Here is a 17,940-nt window from a genome sequence, read left to right as displayed (position 1 = left end):
CGGTTTCACGTTCATGAGCAGGAGACCTTTCATGCGCTCTACGCGCCTTACGGCCGTGGCCCTCGTGGCCGCCGTCGTGGCCGGCGGCCTGGCTCTCGCGAGCCCGGCCCAGGCCGACCCGGATGCCGGTGCCTTCCGCCAGCTGGTCGGCGTCGGCTCCGACACCACCCAGGACGTCCTCAACGCGCTCGCGGGCGACACCGTCAACGGCAAGAGCTACGCCGGCACCGCCGTGTCCTCGGGCAGCGCCCGCATCGCGTCCTACGACGCGGTCGGCTCCGCCACGATCACCACCCGGGACAAGGGCGTCGCGTTCAACCGGCCCAACGGCTCGGGCAACGGACGCATCGCTCTGAGCGCGTCGCTGTCCGGCAGCAAGTACCCCAACGGCGACGGTGTCGCCATCAAGGGCCAGGTGAGCTTCGCCCGTTCCTCGGGCGGCCCCAGCGCCAGCGGTACCGCCCTCACCTACATTCCGATGGCGCGGGACGCGGTGGGCGTCGCCGCCCGCGGCTCCGAACTGCAGAACCTGACGGTCGACCAGCTGCACGACATCTACAGCGGCACGCTGAAGGAGCTGAACGGCCAGGCCGTCCACCCCTTCATCCCACAGGGCGGCTCCGGTACCCGGAAGTTCTTCGTCTCCGCGCTCGGCCTCAACGACGAGATCGTGTCGAAGGTCGCGACGGTTGTCCAAGAGAACCAGGCGGACGACGCCCTCAAGGCGGACGGCGCCCTGGTGCCGTTCTCGGTCGCCAGCTGGATCGCCCAGAACAACGGCATCGCCCCCGACCACAGCGGCACGGCGCGCGCCAGCGGCGCCTACCTGGCCAACATCCAGTTCGCCAATGATGAGGGCCCCACCTCGCCGGTCACGAAGGTCAACGGCAAGCTCGCCCCGGTCGCCGGCTACTACGACAACGCGACCTTCGGCCGCGACGTCTACAACGTCGTCCCGACCCGGGCGATCGACCCGACCAGCGTCTTCTTCGACAAGGCGCTGTACGACATCTTCGTCACCAACGGCAGCCACACCGCGGCCCTGGCCTCGGAGACGGCCGAGGACGTCATCGACGACTTCGGCTTCATGAACGAGCCGTACAACGGCTCGATCAGCCTGGCCAGGCACGCCAAGCAGGGCGGCCTGGAGGACGGCACCCAGCAGCAGCTGCCGGATACCCCCGCGGTCAAGGCCACCCTCGGCAGCGGCAGCCTGAAGCTCAGCTGGGCCGCCCCCGCGGCCGACGAGATCCCGGTGACCGACTACCGCGTGCTGATCACCCGCGCCGACGGTTCGGTCGTGGTCAACAAGGACCTGACGGCGACCACCACCTCGTACACGGCGACCGGCCTGACCGCCGGCACCTACTCCGCCACCCTCGTCGCGAACAACCTCGTGGGTGCGAGCGAGAAGCCGGCCCACTGGACCGGCGCGGTCCGCTACGCCAGCAAGACCGTCGCCGCCGCCGCCACGACCGCCTACGGCCGCACGCCGCGGATCGCCGTCACCGTCACCGGCAGCAACTCGGTCAAGCCGAGCGGCAAGGTCACGGTGAAGGAAGGCAGCTCCACGCGCGGTACGGCCGTCCTCGACAGCCACGGCAAGGCGTCCGTCGCGCTGTCCAGCCACCTCCCGGTCGGCACGCACACCCTGACGGTCTCCTACTCCGGCAACGGCGGCCTGAACACCTCCACCGCCACCGTGCGGCTGACGGTCACCAAGGCCACTCCCGCGGTGTCCGCCTCCCACCCGGTCTCGGTCAGCCACACCAAGCAGGCCAAGGTCTCGGTGAAGGTCACCGCCTCGGGCACCGTCCCGAGCGGCAAGGTGCAGATCTTCGACGGCTCCAAGGTGATCGCGACCCGCACCCTGAGCGCCGGCAAGACGACCGTCACCCTGCCGAAGCTCAAGAAGGGCAAGCACACGCTGCACGTGCGCTACCTGGGCTCCTCGACGGTGAACGCCCGCAACGGCGCGAACTTCACCATCAAGTCCACCTGATCCACCCGCCGGGGAGGCCGCGTCCGCGCGGCCTCCCCGGCGCCCCCCGACCGCATCCGCAGGAGGCAGACCGCCGTGACGGTCGTCGCACCGAATCCGCCCCGTATCCGTGAACGGGGCGCCACCGTAACGCTGTCCCTCGCACGGATACCCACCACGCAGCACCTCGCCCGGGGCGCGCTGCTGACCCTGGCCGCGCTGCTGCTGGGACTGACCGCGCAACTGGTGGTCGTGAGCCACCTGGAGTACCGGGCCGCGCAGCACGGGGCGTTCGACGCACTGCGCGCGAACCTGGCGCTGGGCACCGCCCCGGTCGCGCAGACCGACCAGGACGGCAAGCTGCTCGCCCCGGGGACCCCGCTCGCGCTCATCGACATTCCGTCGCTGCACGTGCGCGAGGTCGTGCTGGAGGGGACCGACTCCCGGGTGCTGGCCGACGGCCCCGGCCACCGCCGGGACACCCCGATGCCCGGCCAGGCCGGTACGAGCGTGCTGATGGGTCGCGCGGCCGCGTACGGCGGCCCGTTCGGGCACCTGGCGCGGCTGCGGGCCGGCGATCCGCTCACGGTCACCACCGGACAGGGCAAGGTCTCCTACCGCGTCACGGACATACGCCGCGCCGGCGACCCGGCGCCCGCCACCCTCGCCGCCGGCAAGGGCCGGCTCGTGCTGGTGACCGCGACCGGCGCGTCCTATCTGCCGGCCGGTGTGCTGCGCGTCGACGCCGAGCAGGTGTCCGCCACCGTCGAGAGCCCGCCCGCCGTCATCCAGTCCGGCACCCTGCCCGACTCCGAGCAGCCGATGGCCGCCGGCACGGGCGTGCCGTGGCCGCTCGTGATGTGGCTGCAGGCGCTCGCCCTCGTCTCCATCGCCGCCGTGTGGGCCTGGCACCGCTGGGGCCGCCACCAGACCTGGATCGTCTTCCTGCCGGTGGTGGCCGTCGTCGGCCTCCAGGTCGCCGGCCAGGTCACCCAGCTGCTCCCGAACCTGCTGTAGAGGAAACCAACCATGACCGACATCGCCGAGTCCGCAGAGCCCGTCCGCGCCGCCGAGGCCGCCGAGGCCTCCGACGTCTCCGACGTCTCCGACGCGCCTGTCGCGCTCGTGAAGACCGCCGCGCCCGCCGACGCCGCCAGTGCCGCCGACACCGCCGTCCTGCCCGCCGTGACCGGTGCGGCAGCGGCAGCGGCGGCGTCCGCGGCACCCGCGGGCGCCGCTCCGTCCCCGGCCGAGCTCGAGGCGCGCGCCGTCTCCGCTTGGTTCGGCGACCACAAGGTGCTGGAGCGGGTCTCGCTGACCATGCCGGCCGGCGAGGTGACCGCCCTCATCGGCCCGTCCGGCTGCGGCAAGTCGACGTTCCTGCGCACGCTCAACCGGATGCACGAGATGATCCCGTCCGCCGCCCTGTCCGGCGAGGTGCTGTTCGAGGGCGAGGACATCTATTCGCCCGGCCGCCGCCTCACCGACGCGCGCCGCCGGATCGGCATGGTCTTCCAGAAGCCGAACCCGTTCCCGGCGATGTCCATCTACGACAACGTCGTGGCGGGGCTGAAGCTCACCGGCACCCGGGCCACGCGCCGGGAGAAGGACGAGCTGGTCGAGGAGTGCCTGAGCCGCGCCGGCCTGTGGAAGGAGGTCCGCGACCGGCTGCGCAAGCCCGGTGGCGCCCTGTCCGGCGGCCAGCAGCAGCGGCTGTGCATCGCCCGCTCGCTCGCGGTCCGCCCGCGGGTGCTGCTCATGGACGAGCCGTGCTCCGCCCTGGACCCCACCTCGACCCGGCGGGTCGAGGAGACGATCATGGAGCTGGCCGGCGAGGTGACCGTCGTCATCGTGACGCACAACATGCAGCAGGCCGCCCGTGTCTCCGCGCAGTGCGCGTTCTTCCTCGCCGAGCAGGGCACGCCCGGCCGGATCGTCGAGCACGGTGCCACCGAGGAGATCTTCGGCAACCCCTCCGACCAGCGCACCGCCGACTACGTGGCGGGCCGCTTCGGCTGACCGGGCCCACCGTGTCCGCGGCATCGCACGCGGTACACGCGGTACCGGCGGAATAGGGGGGTGGGTGTTCTCGTTCGAGGAGGTGGTTGAATAGTCAACAAGCTACAGGCGATGAAGGAGGGCGAGGCCGGTGCAGTTCGGGATCTTCACAGTGGGTGATGTCACCACCGACCCCACGACGGGCAGGACGCCGAGCGAGCACGAGCGGATCAAGGCGATGACCGCGATCGCGCTCAAGGCCGAGGAAGTGGGGCTGGACGTCTTCGCGACCGGCGAGCACCACAACCCGCCCTTCGTGCCGTCCTCGCCGACGACGATGCTGGGCTGGATCGCGGCCCGCACCGAGAAGCTGATCCTGTCCACCTCCACGACGCTGATCACCACGAACGACCCGGTGAAGATCGCCGAGGACTTCGCGATGCTCCAGCACCTTGCGGGCGGCCGCGTCGACGTGATGATGGGACGCGGCAACACCGGTCCGGTCTATCCCTGGTTCGGTCAGGACATCCGGCAGGGCATCCCGCTCGCGGTGGAGAACTACGCGCTGCTGCACCAGCTGTGGCGGGAGGACGTGGTGGACTGGGAGGGCCGCTTCCGCACCCCGTTGCAGGGCTTCACCTCCACGCCGCGGCCGCTGGACGGTGTCCCGCCGTTCGTCTGGCACGGCTCCATCCGCTCGCCGGAGATCGCCGAGCAGGCCGCGTACTACGGTGACGGCTTCTTCCACAACAACATCTTCTGGCCGTCCGACCACACCAAGCGGATGGTCGAGCTCTACCGCGCACGCTTCGCGCACTACGGGCACGGCACGCCGGAGCAGGCGATCGTCGGGCTCGGCGGGCAGGTGTTCATGCGCAAGAACTCGCAGGACGCCGTGCGCGAGTTCCGCCCGTACTTCGACAACGCCCCGGTGTACGGCCACGGGCCGTCGCTGGAGGAGTTCACCGAGCAGACCCCGCTGACCGTGGGTTCGCCGCAGCAGGTGATCGAGAAGACGCTGTCCTTCCGGGAGTACGCCGGCGACTACCAGCGCCAGCTGTTCCTGATGGACCACGCGGGACTGCCGCTGAAGACGGTCCTGGAGCAGCTCGACATGCTCGGCGAGCAGGTCGTGCCGGTGCTGCGCGAGGAGTTCGCCAAGGGCCGCCCGGCCGGTGTGCCGGACGCGCCGGACCATGCGTCGCTCGTCGCCCGCCGCGACGCGCAGCGGACGGAGGTCGTGCGGTGAACCGTGAACCGGTCAAGCTCGTGGTCGTCTCGGCCGGGTTGAGCGTCCCGTCCTCCACACGGCTGCTCGGCGACCGGCTCGCCGAGGCCGTGCGGCAGTCCGCCGCCGACGACGGCCGTCCGGTCGAGGTGCGGGTGGTCGAACTGCGTGACCTGGCCGTGGACATCGCCAACAACCTGGTCACCGGCTTCGCCGGGCGCACCCTGGCGGAGGCGGTCGCCGCGGTCACGGAGGCCGACGGGCTCATCGCCGTCACGCCGGTGTTCAGCGCGTCGTACAGCGGGCTGTTCAAGTCCTTCTTCGACGTGATCGACCCGGACGCGCTCACCGGCAAGCCCGTGCTGATCGCCGCCACCGGAGGCACCGCCCGGCACTCGCTGGCGCTGGAGCACGCCCTGCGGCCGCTCTTCGCGTACCTGCGCGCGGTGGTCGTGCCGACCGCGGTCTACGCCGCCTCGGAGGACTGGGGCGGCAGCGGCGACCCGCTGACCGACACCCTGCCGACCCGCATCGCGCGCGCCGCGGGCGAGCTGGCCGGGCTGCTGGTGGCGCGGCCGCCCGCGCCCCGGCCGCCGGCCGATACGGTCGTCCCGTTCGAGCAGCAACTGGCCGCCCTGCGGCCCGAGTAGGAAGAGGGGCCGCACCATGGCAGCACGCGTCACCGAGAACCCGGACATGTCGCGCTTCGAGATCTTCGACGCCGTGGACGAGGGGGGCCAGGAGGAGCGCGCCGGCTTCGCCGAGTACCACCTGTACGGCAAGGAGATCGCGTTCATCCACACCGAGGTGGACCCCCGCTTCGGCGGCCGGGGCCTGGGCGGGGTCCTCGCCCGCGCCGCGCTGGACACGGCGCGCGACCGGGAGCTGGACGTCCTGCCCTACTGCCCCTTCATCCGGGGCTGGATCGGCAAGCACCCGGAGTACGTGGAGCTGGTGCCCGAGGGTCAGCGCGCGCGCTTCGGCTTCTGAGTCCCGGCCCCCGGCCCGGCGGGACGGCGGGCGGGCGGACGGCGGGCGGAGGGGCCGGAATGAATCCGAGTGGTTGAAGGTTAAACCACCCGACGGGGCTCCGGCCCGGACCCCGGAAGAGTTCCTACGAGCGAGGAGCGTCCCATGCCCGCCGTGACCGTGGAGAACACGCTGCTCCTGCCCCGCGTCACCGAGCCCGACCCGGTGGGCTCCGAGCAGCGCCCCGTACGCACCGTGACCACCGCCCCGCGCGGTTACGAGGGCGAGGGCTTCCCGGTGCACCGGGCCTTCGCCGAGGTCTCCCCGCGACTGCTCGACCCGTTCGTCCACATGGACCAGATGGGCGAGGTCGAGTACGCCCCGGGCGAGCCCAAGGGCACCGCCTGGCACCCGCACCGCGGCTTCGAGACCGTCACCTACATGATCGACGGCCGCATGGAGCACCAGGACTCGCACGGCGGCGGGGGCACCATCACCGACGGCGCCACGCAGTGGATGACGGCAGGCAGCGGCATCCTCCACATCGAGACGCCGCCGGAGGAACTGGTCGTCTCCGGCGGGCTGTTCCACGGTGTCCAGCTGTGGGTCAACCTGCCGCGCGCCCACAAGTGGAACCCGCCGCGCTACCAGAGCATCGACGGACCCGAGGCCGCGCTGCTGTCGTCCCCGGACGGCGGCGCGCTGGTACGCGTCATCGCCGGCTACGTCGCCGGACACCGCGGGCCGGGGAGCACCTTCACCCCGATCACCCTGGTGCACGCGACCCTGAGCCCCGGCGCCCGGCTGGTCCTGCCCTGGCGGCCGGACTTCAACGCCCTGGCGTACGCGCTGTCGGGGCGCGGCACGGCCGGCGCCGAGCGGCGCCCGCTGGACGCGCACCAGCTCGCGGTCTTCGGGGCGGGCGACACCCTGACGCTGGAGGCCACCGCCCAACCCGACAGCCGCACCCCCGACCTGGACGTCCTCGTCCTCGGCGGGCGCCCGATCCGCGAACCGGTCGCGCACTTCGGGCCGTTCGTGATGAACACCAAGGCCGAGGTCCTGCAGGCCATCGAGGACTTCGACAAGGGCCGGCTCGGCTTCGAGCAGGCGAGCCGCATGCCGCACACCGCACCCGGAGAGGAGCTCACGTGACCCCCACCCGTTCCGAGTTGTACGAGGCCGCCGAGCCCTTCGAGGCCGCCGGGGAGACCACGGCGGAGCGCTGGGAGCGCGCCGGGCTCTTCTTCGAGGCCAAGGAGTACACGGAGGCCGCCCGGCTGCTGACGGACGTCGTCGACGAGGTCCCGGAGCAGGTCGCGCCGCGCCTGCTGCTGGCCCGCGCCTACTACCACTCCGCCCAGCTCGGCCGCGCCGAGGAGCAGTTGCGGGCGGTGATCGACCGCGACCCCGTCGAGCACTACGCGCACCTGATGCTCGGCCGTACCCTCCAGCGGCAGGGGCGCGCCGACGAGGCCACCCCCTGGCTGCGGATGGCCGCGGCCTTCTCCGGCGAGCTGCCGCCGGAGGGCTGACACCACCCCGGCAGCGCCGCGCCACTGTTCCCAAGGCCGGGTAAAGCCCTGGCCCGGACGGTGGCGCGGCACATATGTTCCCCCGGACATCGGTCTGCAACGGGGGGAAACCATGTCCGGACACTCACGGGTGTCGTCCGCGCTCGGCTGGGCGCTCACCATCCTGTGCAACATCGTCCTGCCTGTCGTGACCTACAACCTGCTCACCGGCGCCGGCTGGGACGAGTTCCCTGCCCTGCTGGTCTCCGGCGTCTGGCCGGTGCTGGAGACCGCCGTCTCGCTGGCCTGGCGGCACAAGGTGGACGAGTTCGCGATCATGACCCTGATCTTCCTGGCCATCACCGTGCTGGTCACCGTCGTCGGGCCGCACTCGACCCGGCTGCTTCTGGTCAAGGACTCGGCCGTGACGGGGCTGTTCGGCGTGGTCTGCCTGGCCAGCCTGCTCGCGCCGCGGCCGCTGATGTTCTGGTTCGGCCGCAGATTCGGCACCGACGGCACCAAGGAGGGCGCCGAGCGCTTCGACGGCCTCTGGCAGTACGCGGGCTTCCGGCACGTGATGCGCACCATGACCGTCGTCTGGGGGGTGAGTTACGTCCTGGAGGCCCTGGCCCGCGTCGGCCTGTCGTACCGGCTGTCCACCGCCACCATGGTGACGGTCAACTCGGTGCTCTCGTACGCCGTCACCGGCGTCCTCGTGGCCTGGACGATCCTCTACGGCCGCCGCTCGGCGGCCCGTGGACAGGAGCGCGCGCGGCAGGCGGCGGACGCCTCGAAGGCGGGGGCGGAAGGCGAGCCGGCTGCCCCGGCCGGGTCCGGGGCGGTCTGACCGCGCCCCGCGGACCCGTGGGTGTTCGGCGGTCCGGGCGTCCTCGCGGGCCTCCGGGCGCGCCGCGGGGTCTCCGGCGCGCGCCCGCCATGAGGGCACGGTAGACCAGCAGTCATGGATACCAGGCACGAACACCGGCGGCCGGTGGTGGTCACGGAGCGCGGCTCCGTGCGCGGGGTGACCGAGGAGGGCGGAGTGGCGGCCTTCCGCGGGATCCCGTACGCCGCGTCGCCGGTGGGCGACCTGCGGTTCTCCTCCCCGCGCCCGCACCCGGGCTGGAACGGCGTGCGGGACGCGGCGCGCTCCGGTCCCGAGGCCCCGCAGGGGCACAGCCGCCTGGAGGCGATCCTGGGCCCGCGGGAGCCGCGCGGCGACGAGGCCGGGTGCCTCACCCTCAACGTGTGGGTGCCCGAGGGCGCCCTCGACGGCGGGGCGCCGCCCCGCCCGGTGCTCCTGTGGATCCACGGCGGCGGCTACACCACCGGCTCCGGCGGCTGGGACCTCTACGACGGCAGGCGGCTGGCGGAACTCGGCGGAATCGTCGTCGTCACCATCAACCACCGCCTCGGGCCGCTGGGTTATCTGCAACTGCCGGAGCTCGGCGCCGACAACATCGGCAGCCGGGACCAGGCCGCCGCGCTGCGCTGGGTGCGGGACTCCGTCGCGGCCTTCGGCGGCGACCCCGCGGCCATCACCGTCGGCGGCCAGTCCGCGGGCGCGTACTCCGCGCTCGCCCTCGCGCTCGACCCGGGGACGCGCGGGCTCGTCCGGCGGGTGATCGGGGAGAGCGGTCCGTGGGGGCTGGACCCGCAGGAGCCGGCGGAGGCCGCCGACGCCGCCGCGCACTACCTGCGCCTGCTCGGTGTCCCGGGGGCCGGCGCCCTGCGCGGTCTGCCCGTCGAACGCCTGCTGGAGGCCTACGGGCGGCTCGTCGTGGAACGCGCCCGGCCGGGCGGCACGGCGCCGCCGACCTATCCGGTGCGCGGCGGTGCGCTCACCGCGACCGGATGGCGGGAGGCGGTGGCCGGCGGTGCCCTGAGAGGCACGGACGTCCTGCTGGGCGGTACGCAGGACGAGATGACCGCCTTCCTGGCCGTCACGTCCTTCGATCAGCCTCTGGACGTCGTCGCCGAGCAGCTCTTCCATGCGGGCACCACCGAGATCGCGGGCCGCTGCGCCCGCGACGGGGCCCCCGCGTACGTGTACCGCTTCACCCGGCGGCCGCCCGGGGAGGCGGACGTGGGTGGCGTTCCCCTGGGCGCCACGCACTGTGCGGAACTGCCGTTCCTCTTCGGTACCTTCGACGCCTTCCGCGACGCGCCGATGCTCGGCCGGGTGGACGCGGCCGACCGCGCCCTCGGGCGAGCCTTCGGCGGGGCGCTCGCCGCCTTCACGGCGACGGGCAGCCCCAACGGGCCGGGGCTGGAGCCGTGGCGGCCGTGGATCCCGGGAGGCGCCGGGCCGGAGCAAGGAGCGGGGTCGGGGTCCGGGGCGGGGTCCGGGCCGGGGCCGGACGTCATGCGGTTCGGGCCCGCGCCTCGATAACTCTTTTGGGGGATCGCACAGATATTCGAACACCGGATAGTCTGCTGGACATGTCGACCTCACACGACGAGCCAGCGCTCTTCTCCGATCCCGACCTGACCGCTCCCGCCCCGGTCCGCGGCCCCGCGCCGGTCCTCGATCCCTTCCACGCTCCGGCGCCCGCCGGTCCGGTGGCCGGCCCCAGGGCGGGGGAGGGGCGGGAGCCGATACGCGCGCGTCCCCCGCTGTCCGGCTGACCCGCTGACCGGCGCGCGGACTCAGCCGCCGGCGCGGGCGTCCTCCCCATGGGCGAGGGGCAGTCCGGTCCCGTCCTGATGGCGCTTCGAGCGGCCGTGGAGGCCGACGGCGACGTCGGGCGTGCCGGCGGCCCCGCCGTGCTCGTCCGGCGCGACATGGATCAGGACGTCCGGATGATCCCCCGTCACCACCCAGCGGTCCGCCTCGCCCACGTCGATCACCGAGAAGTCCGCCGCCGGGCTGCCGACGTGCATCGGCCCGAACTCCCGCGGGACCGGGGCGGCCTGGCCGGCCAGGGCGTCCGCCGAGGGCCGCGTCAGCACCGCGTACGTGCCGTGCTCGAAGAGCACCCAGCAGGTGCGGGGGTCGTCCAGGAGCCGTCACCAGGTGTCGATGCGTGTCCGTGTGTCCACGGCGCCATGATGGCGCGCGGCGCTGACAGCCGGCCCGGCCCCGCAACGCGGGGGCCGGGCCGGGGGGCCTGCGGTGAACGGAGGGTCAGCGGCCCACGCCCGTGGGTTCGGCCGGGACCGGCACACCGTCCGGGCGGACCGGCGCCGGGGCGATCGCCGTCTCGTCGTGGGTCATGTCGGGCAGCCACCGCAGCCACGAGGGGAAGTACCAGTTGCGCTCGCCGAGCAGCGCCATCACCGCGGGGAGCAGGATTCCGCGGATGACGGTGGCGTCGATCAGCACCGCGGCGGCGAGGCCCACGCCCATCTGCTTCATGCTCTGCATGGACAGCGTTCCGAAGATCGCGAACACCGCGACCATGATGAGTGCCGCACTGGTCACCACTCCCGCCGTGGTGGTGATTCCGTGCCGGATCGCGCCCTGGGTGGTCAGACCGCGCATGCGGGCCTCGCGGATCCGGGAGACCACGAACACGTGGTAGTCCATGCTCAGCCCGAAGAGGATCACGAACAGGAACAGCGGCAGCCAGGCCACGATCGCGCCGACGCCCTCGGCGCCCACCAGGCCCGCTCCCCAGCCGTGCTGGAAGACCACGGTGAGGATGCCGTAGGCGGCGCCCACCGAGAGCAGGTTGAGCACGATCGAGGTCAGGGCGATGGTCAGGGACCGGAAGGAGAGCAGCATCAGGAGGAAGGCGAAGGCCACGACGAAGGCGAACACCGGGGGCACGGCGTCCCCGATCTTGTCGGTGAAGTCCATCGAGGCGGCCGTCGACCCTGCCATCGGCGCGGTGACGCCAGCGACCTTGCCGAGGGTGTCGGGGCGCACCTGGTCCCGCAGGATCCGCAGTGAGGCCTCCGCCTTGTTCTCGTCCGTACCGCCGGTCAGCGGCACCTTGAGGACGGCGACATTCGCCTTCGGGTGCGTCTCGGTCTCGATCGGGCCGGGGCTGGCGCCCTTGGCCACCGCCTCATGGGAGAAGGCGTCGATGGCCCGGCGCACCTCGGGTGCGGAGATGTCGGAGGCCTTGACGACGACCTGCGCCGGTTCGGGACCGCCGGGGAAGGCCGCACTGATGTCCTCGTAGGCGCGGACGACCGGCAGTTTGTCGCCCAGCTCCTGGCTGAGGGTCAGGTTGGCGGTGTTCAGGCCGACCGCGGGCAGTGCGAGAGCGATCAAAGCTCCGCCGGCGACCGCGGCGGACACGGCGGGGCGGCGCAGCACGCCGCCGAGCACGGTGCCCCAGAAGCGGGACTCGCCACTGCGGGCCCGGCCGCGCCGGCGCAGGAAGGGCACCCGGCCCTTCTCGACCCGCTCGCCCAGTAGGGACAGCAGCGCCGGGAGCACGGTGACCGAACCGAACATCGCGACGGCCACCACCATCATCGTGGCCAGGCCCATGGCCTTGAAGTCGCCGATGCCGGTGAACAGAAGGCCCGCCATCGCCACGATCACGGTCACGCCGGAGACGAGGATCGCCCGTCCACTGGTTGCGGCGGCGATGCGCAGCGCGGTCTGCTGGTCGTGCCCGGCCTCGCGCTCCTCGCGTTCACGGCGCAGGTAGAACAGGCAGTAGTCGACGCCGACCGCCAGACCGACCAGCAGCATCACGGAGTTGGCGGTGTCGCTCATGTGCACCGTGTGGCTCACGACCGCGACCAGGCCGGAGGTCGCCAGGAAGGCCGTCATGGCGAGCGCGACCGGCAGCAGCGCGGCCACCAGGGCGCCGAAGGCGATCAGCAGGATGCCGAGCGCGACCGGGAGGGCCGAGTACTCGGCCCGCTGGAAGTCGCTGCCGAAGGCCTCGTCGAACACCTTCTGCGAGCTGGCCTCGCCGAACTGCTCGACGGCGAAGCCGGCGTGCCGCTCCTGCGCGCCCCGCACGGCGTCGATCACCGGCTGCACACGGTCGGGCGCGGTGTCCGGGTCGCCGCGCATGTCGAACTTCACCAGGGCCGAACGGCCGTCCTCGGAGACGGCCTTGACGTCGTACGGCGACTGCACCGAGGTGACCTCGCCGGTGCCCTTCACCGCGCCGATGACGTCGTCGACGGTGGCGCGGAAGGCCGGGTCGGTCGCCTTGACCGAGCCCGAGCCCGAGCCCGTCCCCCGGACGAGCACCATCTCGCCCGCCGGACCGTTGCTCAGCCCCGCGTCGTCCAGGATCCGTACGGCCTGGCCGAACTCGCCGGGCACCTCCTCACTGTCGGTCACGTCGACGCGGCCGGCCATGGAACCGATGGCCAGCGCGAGGACGACGAAGAGCAGCCAGCCGCCCACCGCCGTCCACCGGTGCCGGGCGCTCCAGCCGCCCATGGCGGCGGCGATGCCTTGCTTGCCGTGTGCCGTACCCGCGGTACGGGCGCGGCCGTGTGCGCTTGCCACGGTGTCGAAACCCCCTCGGAGCCGGGCGGTGGCACCTCACCACCGCCTCGGCAACGACGCTATGGGCCCCGCGGCCGCCGCCCCATCCGGCTGACCGGTGACTCAGCGGCGGGTTTCTCCTCCCCGCGACGTGGGGAAAACCCCCGCCCGGGACTTCGGTGGCCCCTACATCCGTCGCCTGTTCACGGGCGTTCCGGCCGGTCGGGGTGGTGGGGTCAGCCCCCGGACGTCCGCGCGTCGCGGGGGGCCCGGATCACTGGCGGTAGCCCGCGAGGAAGCGGCCGATGCGGCTGATGGCCGCGTCCAGGTCGTCGGCCCGGGGGAGGGTGAGGATGCGGAAGTGGTCCGGGCGCGGCCAGCTGAAGCCGGTGCCCTGGACCACCTGGATCTTCTCGCGCAGCAGCAGGTCCAGCACGAACTTCTCGTCGTCGTGGATGCGGTGCACCTTGGGGTCCAGGCGCGGGAAGGCGTAGAGCGCGCCCTTGGGCTTCACGCAGGAGACGCCGGGGATCTCGTTGAGTTTCTCCCACGCCTTGTCGCGCTGTTCGTGCAGCCGGCCACCGGGCAGCACCAGGTCCTTGATGCTCTGCCGTCCTCCGAGGGCGGCCTGGATCGCCTGCTGGGCGGGGACGTTGGGGCACAACCGCATGGAGGCCAGCATCGTCAGGCCCTCCAGGTAGCTCTTGGCGTGCTGGCGCGGGCCGGTGACGACCAGCCAGCCCGAGCGGAAGCCGGCGACGCGGTAGGCCTTGGACAGCCCGCTGAAGGTCAGGCACAGCACGTCGGGGGCGAGCAGCGCGGCCGTGTGGTGCACGGCGTCGTCGTAGAGGATCTTGTCGTAGACCTCGTCGGCGAAGACCACGAGGTGGTGACGGCGGGCCAGGTCGAGCATGCCCTCCAGCAGCTCGCGCGGGTACACCGCGCCCGTGGGGTTGTTGGGGTTGATGATCACCAGCGCCCGGGTGCGGCTGGTGATCTTCGAGGCGATGTCGTCGAGGTCGGGGAACCAGTCGGCGGACTCGTCACAGACGTAGTGCACCGCCTTGCCGCCCGCCAGATTGGTCACGGCCGTCCACAGCGGGAAGTCGGGGGCCGGGATGAGCACCTCGTCGCCGTCGTCCACCAGGGCCTGGACGGCCATCTGCACCAGCTCGGAGACACCGTTGCCCAGGAAGACGTCGTCCACCCCCACGTCGGCGAGGCCGCGTTCCTGGTAGTGCTGGGCGACCGCCCGGCGGGCCGAGAGGATGCCGCGCGAGTCGCTGTAGCCGTGCGAGGACGGGAGGGTGCGGATGATGTCCTGGAGCAGCTCCTCGGGGGCCTCGAAGCCGAACAGCGCCGGATTGCCGGTGTTGAGCCGCAGGACGCTGTGCCCGGCCTCCTCCAGCGCGTTGGCGTGCTCGATGACCGGACCGCGGATCTCGTAGCAGACCTCGGCCAGCTTGCTCGACTGCTTGTACTCCATGCGACGGCCTCCCGGTCCGGTCCCGCACCCTGCTGCACAGGCACAGGCTACTGCTTGGTTTTACCAAGTGTGAGCTTGGAAAGTCCAACTCTTTGTCTACACTGGGATCATGCCGCGCCGAAGTTACGACCAGTACTGCGCCGTCGCCCGTGCCCTCGACACGGTCGGCGAGCGCTGGACGCTCCTGATCGTCCGTGAGCTGCTGGCGGGTCCCCGCCGGTACACCGATCTCCACGCCGACCTGCCCGGCGTCAGCACCGACGTGCTGGCCTCCCGGCTGAAGGAGATGGAGCGCGACCAGCTGGTCACCCGCCGCCGCCTGCCGCCCCCCGGCGCCGCGTACGTCTACGAACTCACCCCCCGCGGCCGGGATCTGCTGTCCGTGCTCGGCGCGCTCGCCGCCTGGGGCACCGCCGACCTGGGCGAGCCCCGCCCCACCGACGCCGTCCGCGCGCACTGGGCAGCCGTGCCCCTGATGCGGCGGCTGGCCGCGCTGCCCGGCCTGCCCGGCGGTGTGGTCGAGGTCCGCCTCGACGAGGGCGCCTTCCATATCGAACTGGGCGGCCCGGCCCCGTCGTACGCGGACGGCCCCGCCAAGAGCCCCGACGCGGTCCTCGCCCTGCCGGCAGGCGCCCGCGCCCTGCCCGACGCGCTGGGGGACGGTGCCGCCGAGGTGACCGGGGAGGGCCCCCTCGCGGACGCCCTGCGGGGGGCCGGAGCCTGACGCGGCGGGATACGGTGACCGCATGGGACGTCAGCGCGTGGAACTCGGCCGTGTCCAGGAGACCCTGCTCATCCCGCTGCACGCCCGCGCGGTCGAGACGGCCAGGAGGCGGCCGCTGACCCGCGACCCCAAGGCCGTGGAGCTGGTGGAGGCCCTGGACTACGACTTCTCCCGCATCGGGGGCGGCCCCGGGCTCCTCGGCGCGGTGCTGCGCGGCGTCATCCTCGACGCCTGGGTGCGCGAGTTCCTCGACGCGCATCCCGCGGGGACGGTCGTCGAACTCGGCGCCGGCCTCGGCACCCGGTACGAGCGGCTGGACAACGGCACCGCGACGTGGGTCGACATCGACCTGCCCGACGTCATCGCGCTCCGCCGCGCGTTGCTGGAGGAGAACCGGCGACGGCACATGGTGGCCGGCTCGGTCACCGAGCCGGGCTGGACCGCAGCCGTCGAGGCCGCCCCGGGCCCGTACCTCTTCGTCTCCGAGGCCGTGCTCGTCTACCTCACCGAGGCGGAGGTCCAAACGGCGATCGGGCTGATCGCGAGGCGTTTCCCCGGTTCCGTCCTGCTCATGGACACCGTCTCCGCCGCCGTCGCCCGCCGCGAGCGCTCCGTCAACGTGGCCTGGAGCTGCGACGACCCGCGCGCGCTCGCCGACTGGGGCGTGCGGGTGCGCGACTCGCGGGCCCTGTGGGAGCTGCCGCCCGAGGCCCGCGCCCGCCTCACCCCGGGGCGCCGGGTGCTCACCGGATTCCTCAACCGCCTTTCAGTAAAGGGTGGTTCACGCTTCAGCCGGTTCGACGTCGGCTGACGCGCGGCCCATGGATCCCGGCGTGGCACGCCGGTATCGTCGTCCCGGGGGTGGGGGATGACCTTGACGATCGAGCGGCCCGCGGTGGCGGCCTTCGCCACGCGACCCGTCGCGGTGGTGGCCGTGGCGTTCGCGGCGGTCCTGACCGCCCTGTCGGGGCGGTACGGCTTCCACCGCGACGAGTTGTACTTCCTGGTCGCCGGCGACCACCCCGCCTGGGGCTATGTGGACCAGCCGCCGCTGACCCCGCTCGCCGCGCGGCTGTCCACCGCCGTCTTCGGCGACAGCCCGGCCGGTCTGCGCGCGGTGGCGACCGCCGCGTGCGCGGCGATCGTCGTCCTGGCCGCCGCAGTCTGCCGCGAACTGGGCGGGAGCCGGCGGGCGCAGGTGCTCGCCGCGGTCTTCACGGCCGTTTCCGGATTCGTCCTCGCCGTGGGCCACATGGTCTCCACCGCCACCTTCGACGTGCTCGCCTGGCTCGCCGTCTGCTGGTTCGTCCTGCGGCTGCTGCGCACCGGGGACGGCCGCTGGTGGCTCGGCGTCGGCGCCGCGGTCGGCGTCGGCCTGGAGAACAAGTACCTGGTGGCGCTGCTGGTCCTCGCCCTCCTCGGCGGAGTGCTGGTCACGGGGCCGCGCCGGCTGCTGCGCGGCTGGTGGCCGGTCGCGGGCGCCGCGCTCGCGCTCGCGCTGGCCCTGCCCAACCTGTGGTGGCAGGCCCGGCACGGCTGGCCGCAGTTCACCGTCGCGGGCGGCATCAGCGCCGACGACGGCGTCGAGAACCGGCTGCTGTTCGGGCCGGAGCAACTCCTCTACCTCTCGCCGGTGTTCGTCCCGGTCTGGATCGCCGGTGGTCTGCGGCTGTGGCGCGACCCGGAACTGCGCTGGGCCCGCGCCTTCGCCCCGGCCTACCTGATCCTGTGCGTCCTCGTGCTCGCGAGCGGCGGCAAGCCGTACTACGCGCTTCCACTGCTCGTCGTCCTGCTCGCCGCGGGCTGCGAGCGCTACGCCGCCAGACCCCGCGACACGATCGTCCCGGTCGCGCTGACGGCCGTGCTGACCGCCCTGCTGTCGCTGCCCGTGCTGCCGCCGGGCGCGGTCTCCGTCGTGAACGCCGTCAACCCCGAGCAGGGCGAGCAGATCGGCTGGCCCCGGCTGGCCGACGCCACCGCCGCGGCGTGGTCCCGCATCCCCGAGGGCGACCGGGGCCGCGCGGTCCTCCTGGCCCAGAACTACGGCGAGGCCGGCGCCCTCGCCCACTACGGCCCCTCCCGCGGCCTGCCCGCCCCCTACTCCGGCCACATGAGCTTCTACGACTGGGGCCCGCCCCCGGACTCCGCCGACGGGCCCGTCCTGCTGGTCCGCCAGCGGGAGGCCGACGGCATCGAGGCCCACTTCACCGGCTGCCGCCGGGTCGGCACCGTCGACAACGGCCACGGCCTCGACAACGAGGAACAGCAGGCCGCCATCGTCCTGTGCGCGGGCCCCGCCGCCCCCTGGTCGACCCTCTGGCCGTCGCTGCGGCACTTCTACTAGGCCGGCGCCCGCTCATCCCCGCGGACGCTGCGGTCGTTCGGCAGGGGACGGAGAGACCCGAAGCGGCCGAACGGCCGCGGCCGTTCTCCACGCCGTGACCCACTCGGCCGGCAACCGGGCCTGCCACGCGGCCACGGGTGCCGGGCCACCGGCCTTCGACGCGACGGCCGGTCGGAGCGGTGGGCAGCCGCGCCGTGGCCTTCCCGGGTTCGGCGGCCCGCGGGGACGCAGTCCGAGTCGGACCGCACCGGCACACCGGGGCCGTCCGGCGTGTTCACCGGAACCCACG

The 17,940-nt window shown here is 73.0% G+C and carries 17 protein-coding genes; 14 read left to right on the top strand and 3 right to left on the bottom strand.

Annotation, left to right across the window (positions count from 1 at the left end):
• Positions 1–31 precede the first annotated feature (31 nt).
• From PV364_RS07740 to PV364_RS07690, 11 genes are all read left to right on the top strand, one after another.
• Positions 32–2,002 (top strand): Ig-like domain repeat protein, encoded by a 1,971-nt coding sequence (locus PV364_RS07740; RefSeq protein ID WP_319658974.1) that lies wholly within the window; start codon positions 32–34, stop codon positions 2,000–2,002.
• 75 nt (positions 2,003–2,077) lie between these two features.
• Positions 2,078–2,998 (top strand): sortase, encoded by a 921-nt coding sequence (locus tag PV364_RS07735; RefSeq protein ID WP_319658973.1) that lies wholly within the window; start codon positions 2,078–2,080, stop codon positions 2,996–2,998.
• A 279-nt stretch (positions 2,999–3,277) separates the two neighbouring features.
• On the top strand, positions 3,278–4,000 hold the full coding sequence (locus PV364_RS07730; protein ID WP_319659243.1) for a phosphate ABC transporter ATP-binding protein: 723 nt from the start codon (positions 3,278–3,280) through the stop codon (positions 3,998–4,000).
• A 130-nt stretch (positions 4,001–4,130) separates the two neighbouring features.
• Positions 4,131–5,228 carry an LLM class flavin-dependent oxidoreductase gene (locus PV364_RS07725; protein WP_319658972.1) on the top strand — a complete coding sequence of 366 codons (1,098 nt, stop codon included), beginning with the start codon at positions 4,131–4,133 and terminating at the stop codon, positions 5,226–5,228.
• Entirely contained in the window at positions 5,225–5,857 is a 633-nt protein-coding gene (locus tag PV364_RS07720; RefSeq protein WP_319658971.1) for an FMN reductase, read from the top strand. The genes PV364_RS07725 and PV364_RS07720 overlap by 4 nt, the downstream gene beginning before the upstream one ends.
• A 16-nt stretch (positions 5,858–5,873) precedes the next feature.
• Positions 5,874–6,197, top strand: coding sequence for a GNAT family N-acetyltransferase (locus tag PV364_RS07715; RefSeq protein ID WP_319658970.1), 324 nt, complete (start codon positions 5,874–5,876; stop codon positions 6,195–6,197).
• 144 nt (positions 6,198–6,341) lie between these two features.
• A complete protein-coding gene (locus PV364_RS07710) occupies positions 6,342–7,331 on the top strand; it encodes a pirin family protein (RefSeq protein ID WP_319658969.1) in 990 nt (329 codons plus the stop codon).
• Positions 7,328–7,711 (top strand): tetratricopeptide repeat protein, encoded by a 384-nt coding sequence (locus PV364_RS07705; RefSeq protein WP_319658968.1) that lies wholly within the window; start codon positions 7,328–7,330, stop codon positions 7,709–7,711. Before PV364_RS07710 ends, PV364_RS07705 begins: the two co-directional genes overlap by 4 nt.
• Before the next feature lie 112 nt (positions 7,712–7,823).
• On the top strand, positions 7,824–8,537 hold the full coding sequence (locus tag PV364_RS07700; RefSeq protein ID WP_319658967.1) for a VC0807 family protein: 714 nt from the start codon (positions 7,824–7,826) through the stop codon (positions 8,535–8,537).
• Between the two features lie 114 nt (positions 8,538–8,651).
• Positions 8,652–10,082 carry a carboxylesterase family protein gene (locus PV364_RS07695; protein WP_319658966.1) on the top strand — a complete coding sequence of 477 codons (1,431 nt, stop codon included), beginning with the start codon at positions 8,652–8,654 and terminating at the stop codon, positions 10,080–10,082.
• Between the two features lie 50 nt (positions 10,083–10,132).
• On the top strand, positions 10,133–10,318 hold the full coding sequence (locus PV364_RS07690; protein WP_319658965.1) for a hypothetical protein: 186 nt from the start codon (positions 10,133–10,135) through the stop codon (positions 10,316–10,318).
• 21 nt (positions 10,319–10,339) lie between these two features.
• On the opposite strand, the gene PV364_RS07685 is transcribed toward PV364_RS07690, so the two are convergent.
• From PV364_RS07685 to PV364_RS07675, 3 genes are all read right to left on the bottom strand, one after another.
• On the bottom strand, positions 10,340–10,669 hold the full coding sequence (locus PV364_RS07685; protein WP_319658964.1) for a hypothetical protein: 330 nt from the start codon (positions 10,667–10,669) through the stop codon (positions 10,340–10,342).
• Positions 10,670–10,817: 148 nt separating this feature from the next.
• The gene (locus PV364_RS07680; protein WP_319659242.1) at positions 10,818–13,049 is read right to left on the bottom strand and encodes an MMPL family transporter; all 2,232 of its coding nucleotides are present in this window, start codon (positions 13,047–13,049) and stop codon (positions 10,818–10,820) included.
• 322 nt (positions 13,050–13,371) lie between these two features.
• Positions 13,372–14,583, bottom strand: coding sequence for a pyridoxal phosphate-dependent aminotransferase (locus PV364_RS07675; RefSeq protein WP_319658963.1), 1,212 nt, complete (start codon positions 14,581–14,583; stop codon positions 13,372–13,374).
• Between the two features lie 106 nt (positions 14,584–14,689).
• On the opposite strand from PV364_RS07675, the gene PV364_RS07670 reads away from it, so the two are divergent.
• From PV364_RS07670 to PV364_RS07660, 3 genes are read left to right on the top strand one after another with little or no spacing between them, the layout of a single operon-like run.
• Positions 14,690–15,307: a helix-turn-helix domain-containing protein gene (locus PV364_RS07670; protein WP_319659241.1), complete on the top strand. Its 618-nt coding sequence runs from the start codon at positions 14,690–14,692 to the stop codon at positions 15,305–15,307.
• A 22-nt stretch (positions 15,308–15,329) separates the two neighbouring features.
• Positions 15,330–16,118: a class I SAM-dependent methyltransferase gene (locus PV364_RS07665; protein ID WP_319658962.1), complete on the top strand. Its 789-nt coding sequence runs from the start codon at positions 15,330–15,332 to the stop codon at positions 16,116–16,118.
• 57 nt (positions 16,119–16,175) lie between these two features.
• Complete coding sequence (locus tag PV364_RS07660; protein WP_319658961.1) at positions 16,176–17,651, top strand: glycosyltransferase family 39 protein; 1,476 nt, start codon at positions 16,176–16,178, stop codon at positions 17,649–17,651.
• Positions 17,652–17,940 lie beyond the last annotated feature (289 nt).

Source organism: Streptomyces sp. MI02-7b, from assembly GCF_033793585.1.
Lineage (GTDB): Bacteria > Actinomycetota > Actinomycetes > Streptomycetales > Streptomycetaceae > Actinacidiphila.
This window is presented reverse-complemented; position numbering and strand designations above follow the sequence as displayed.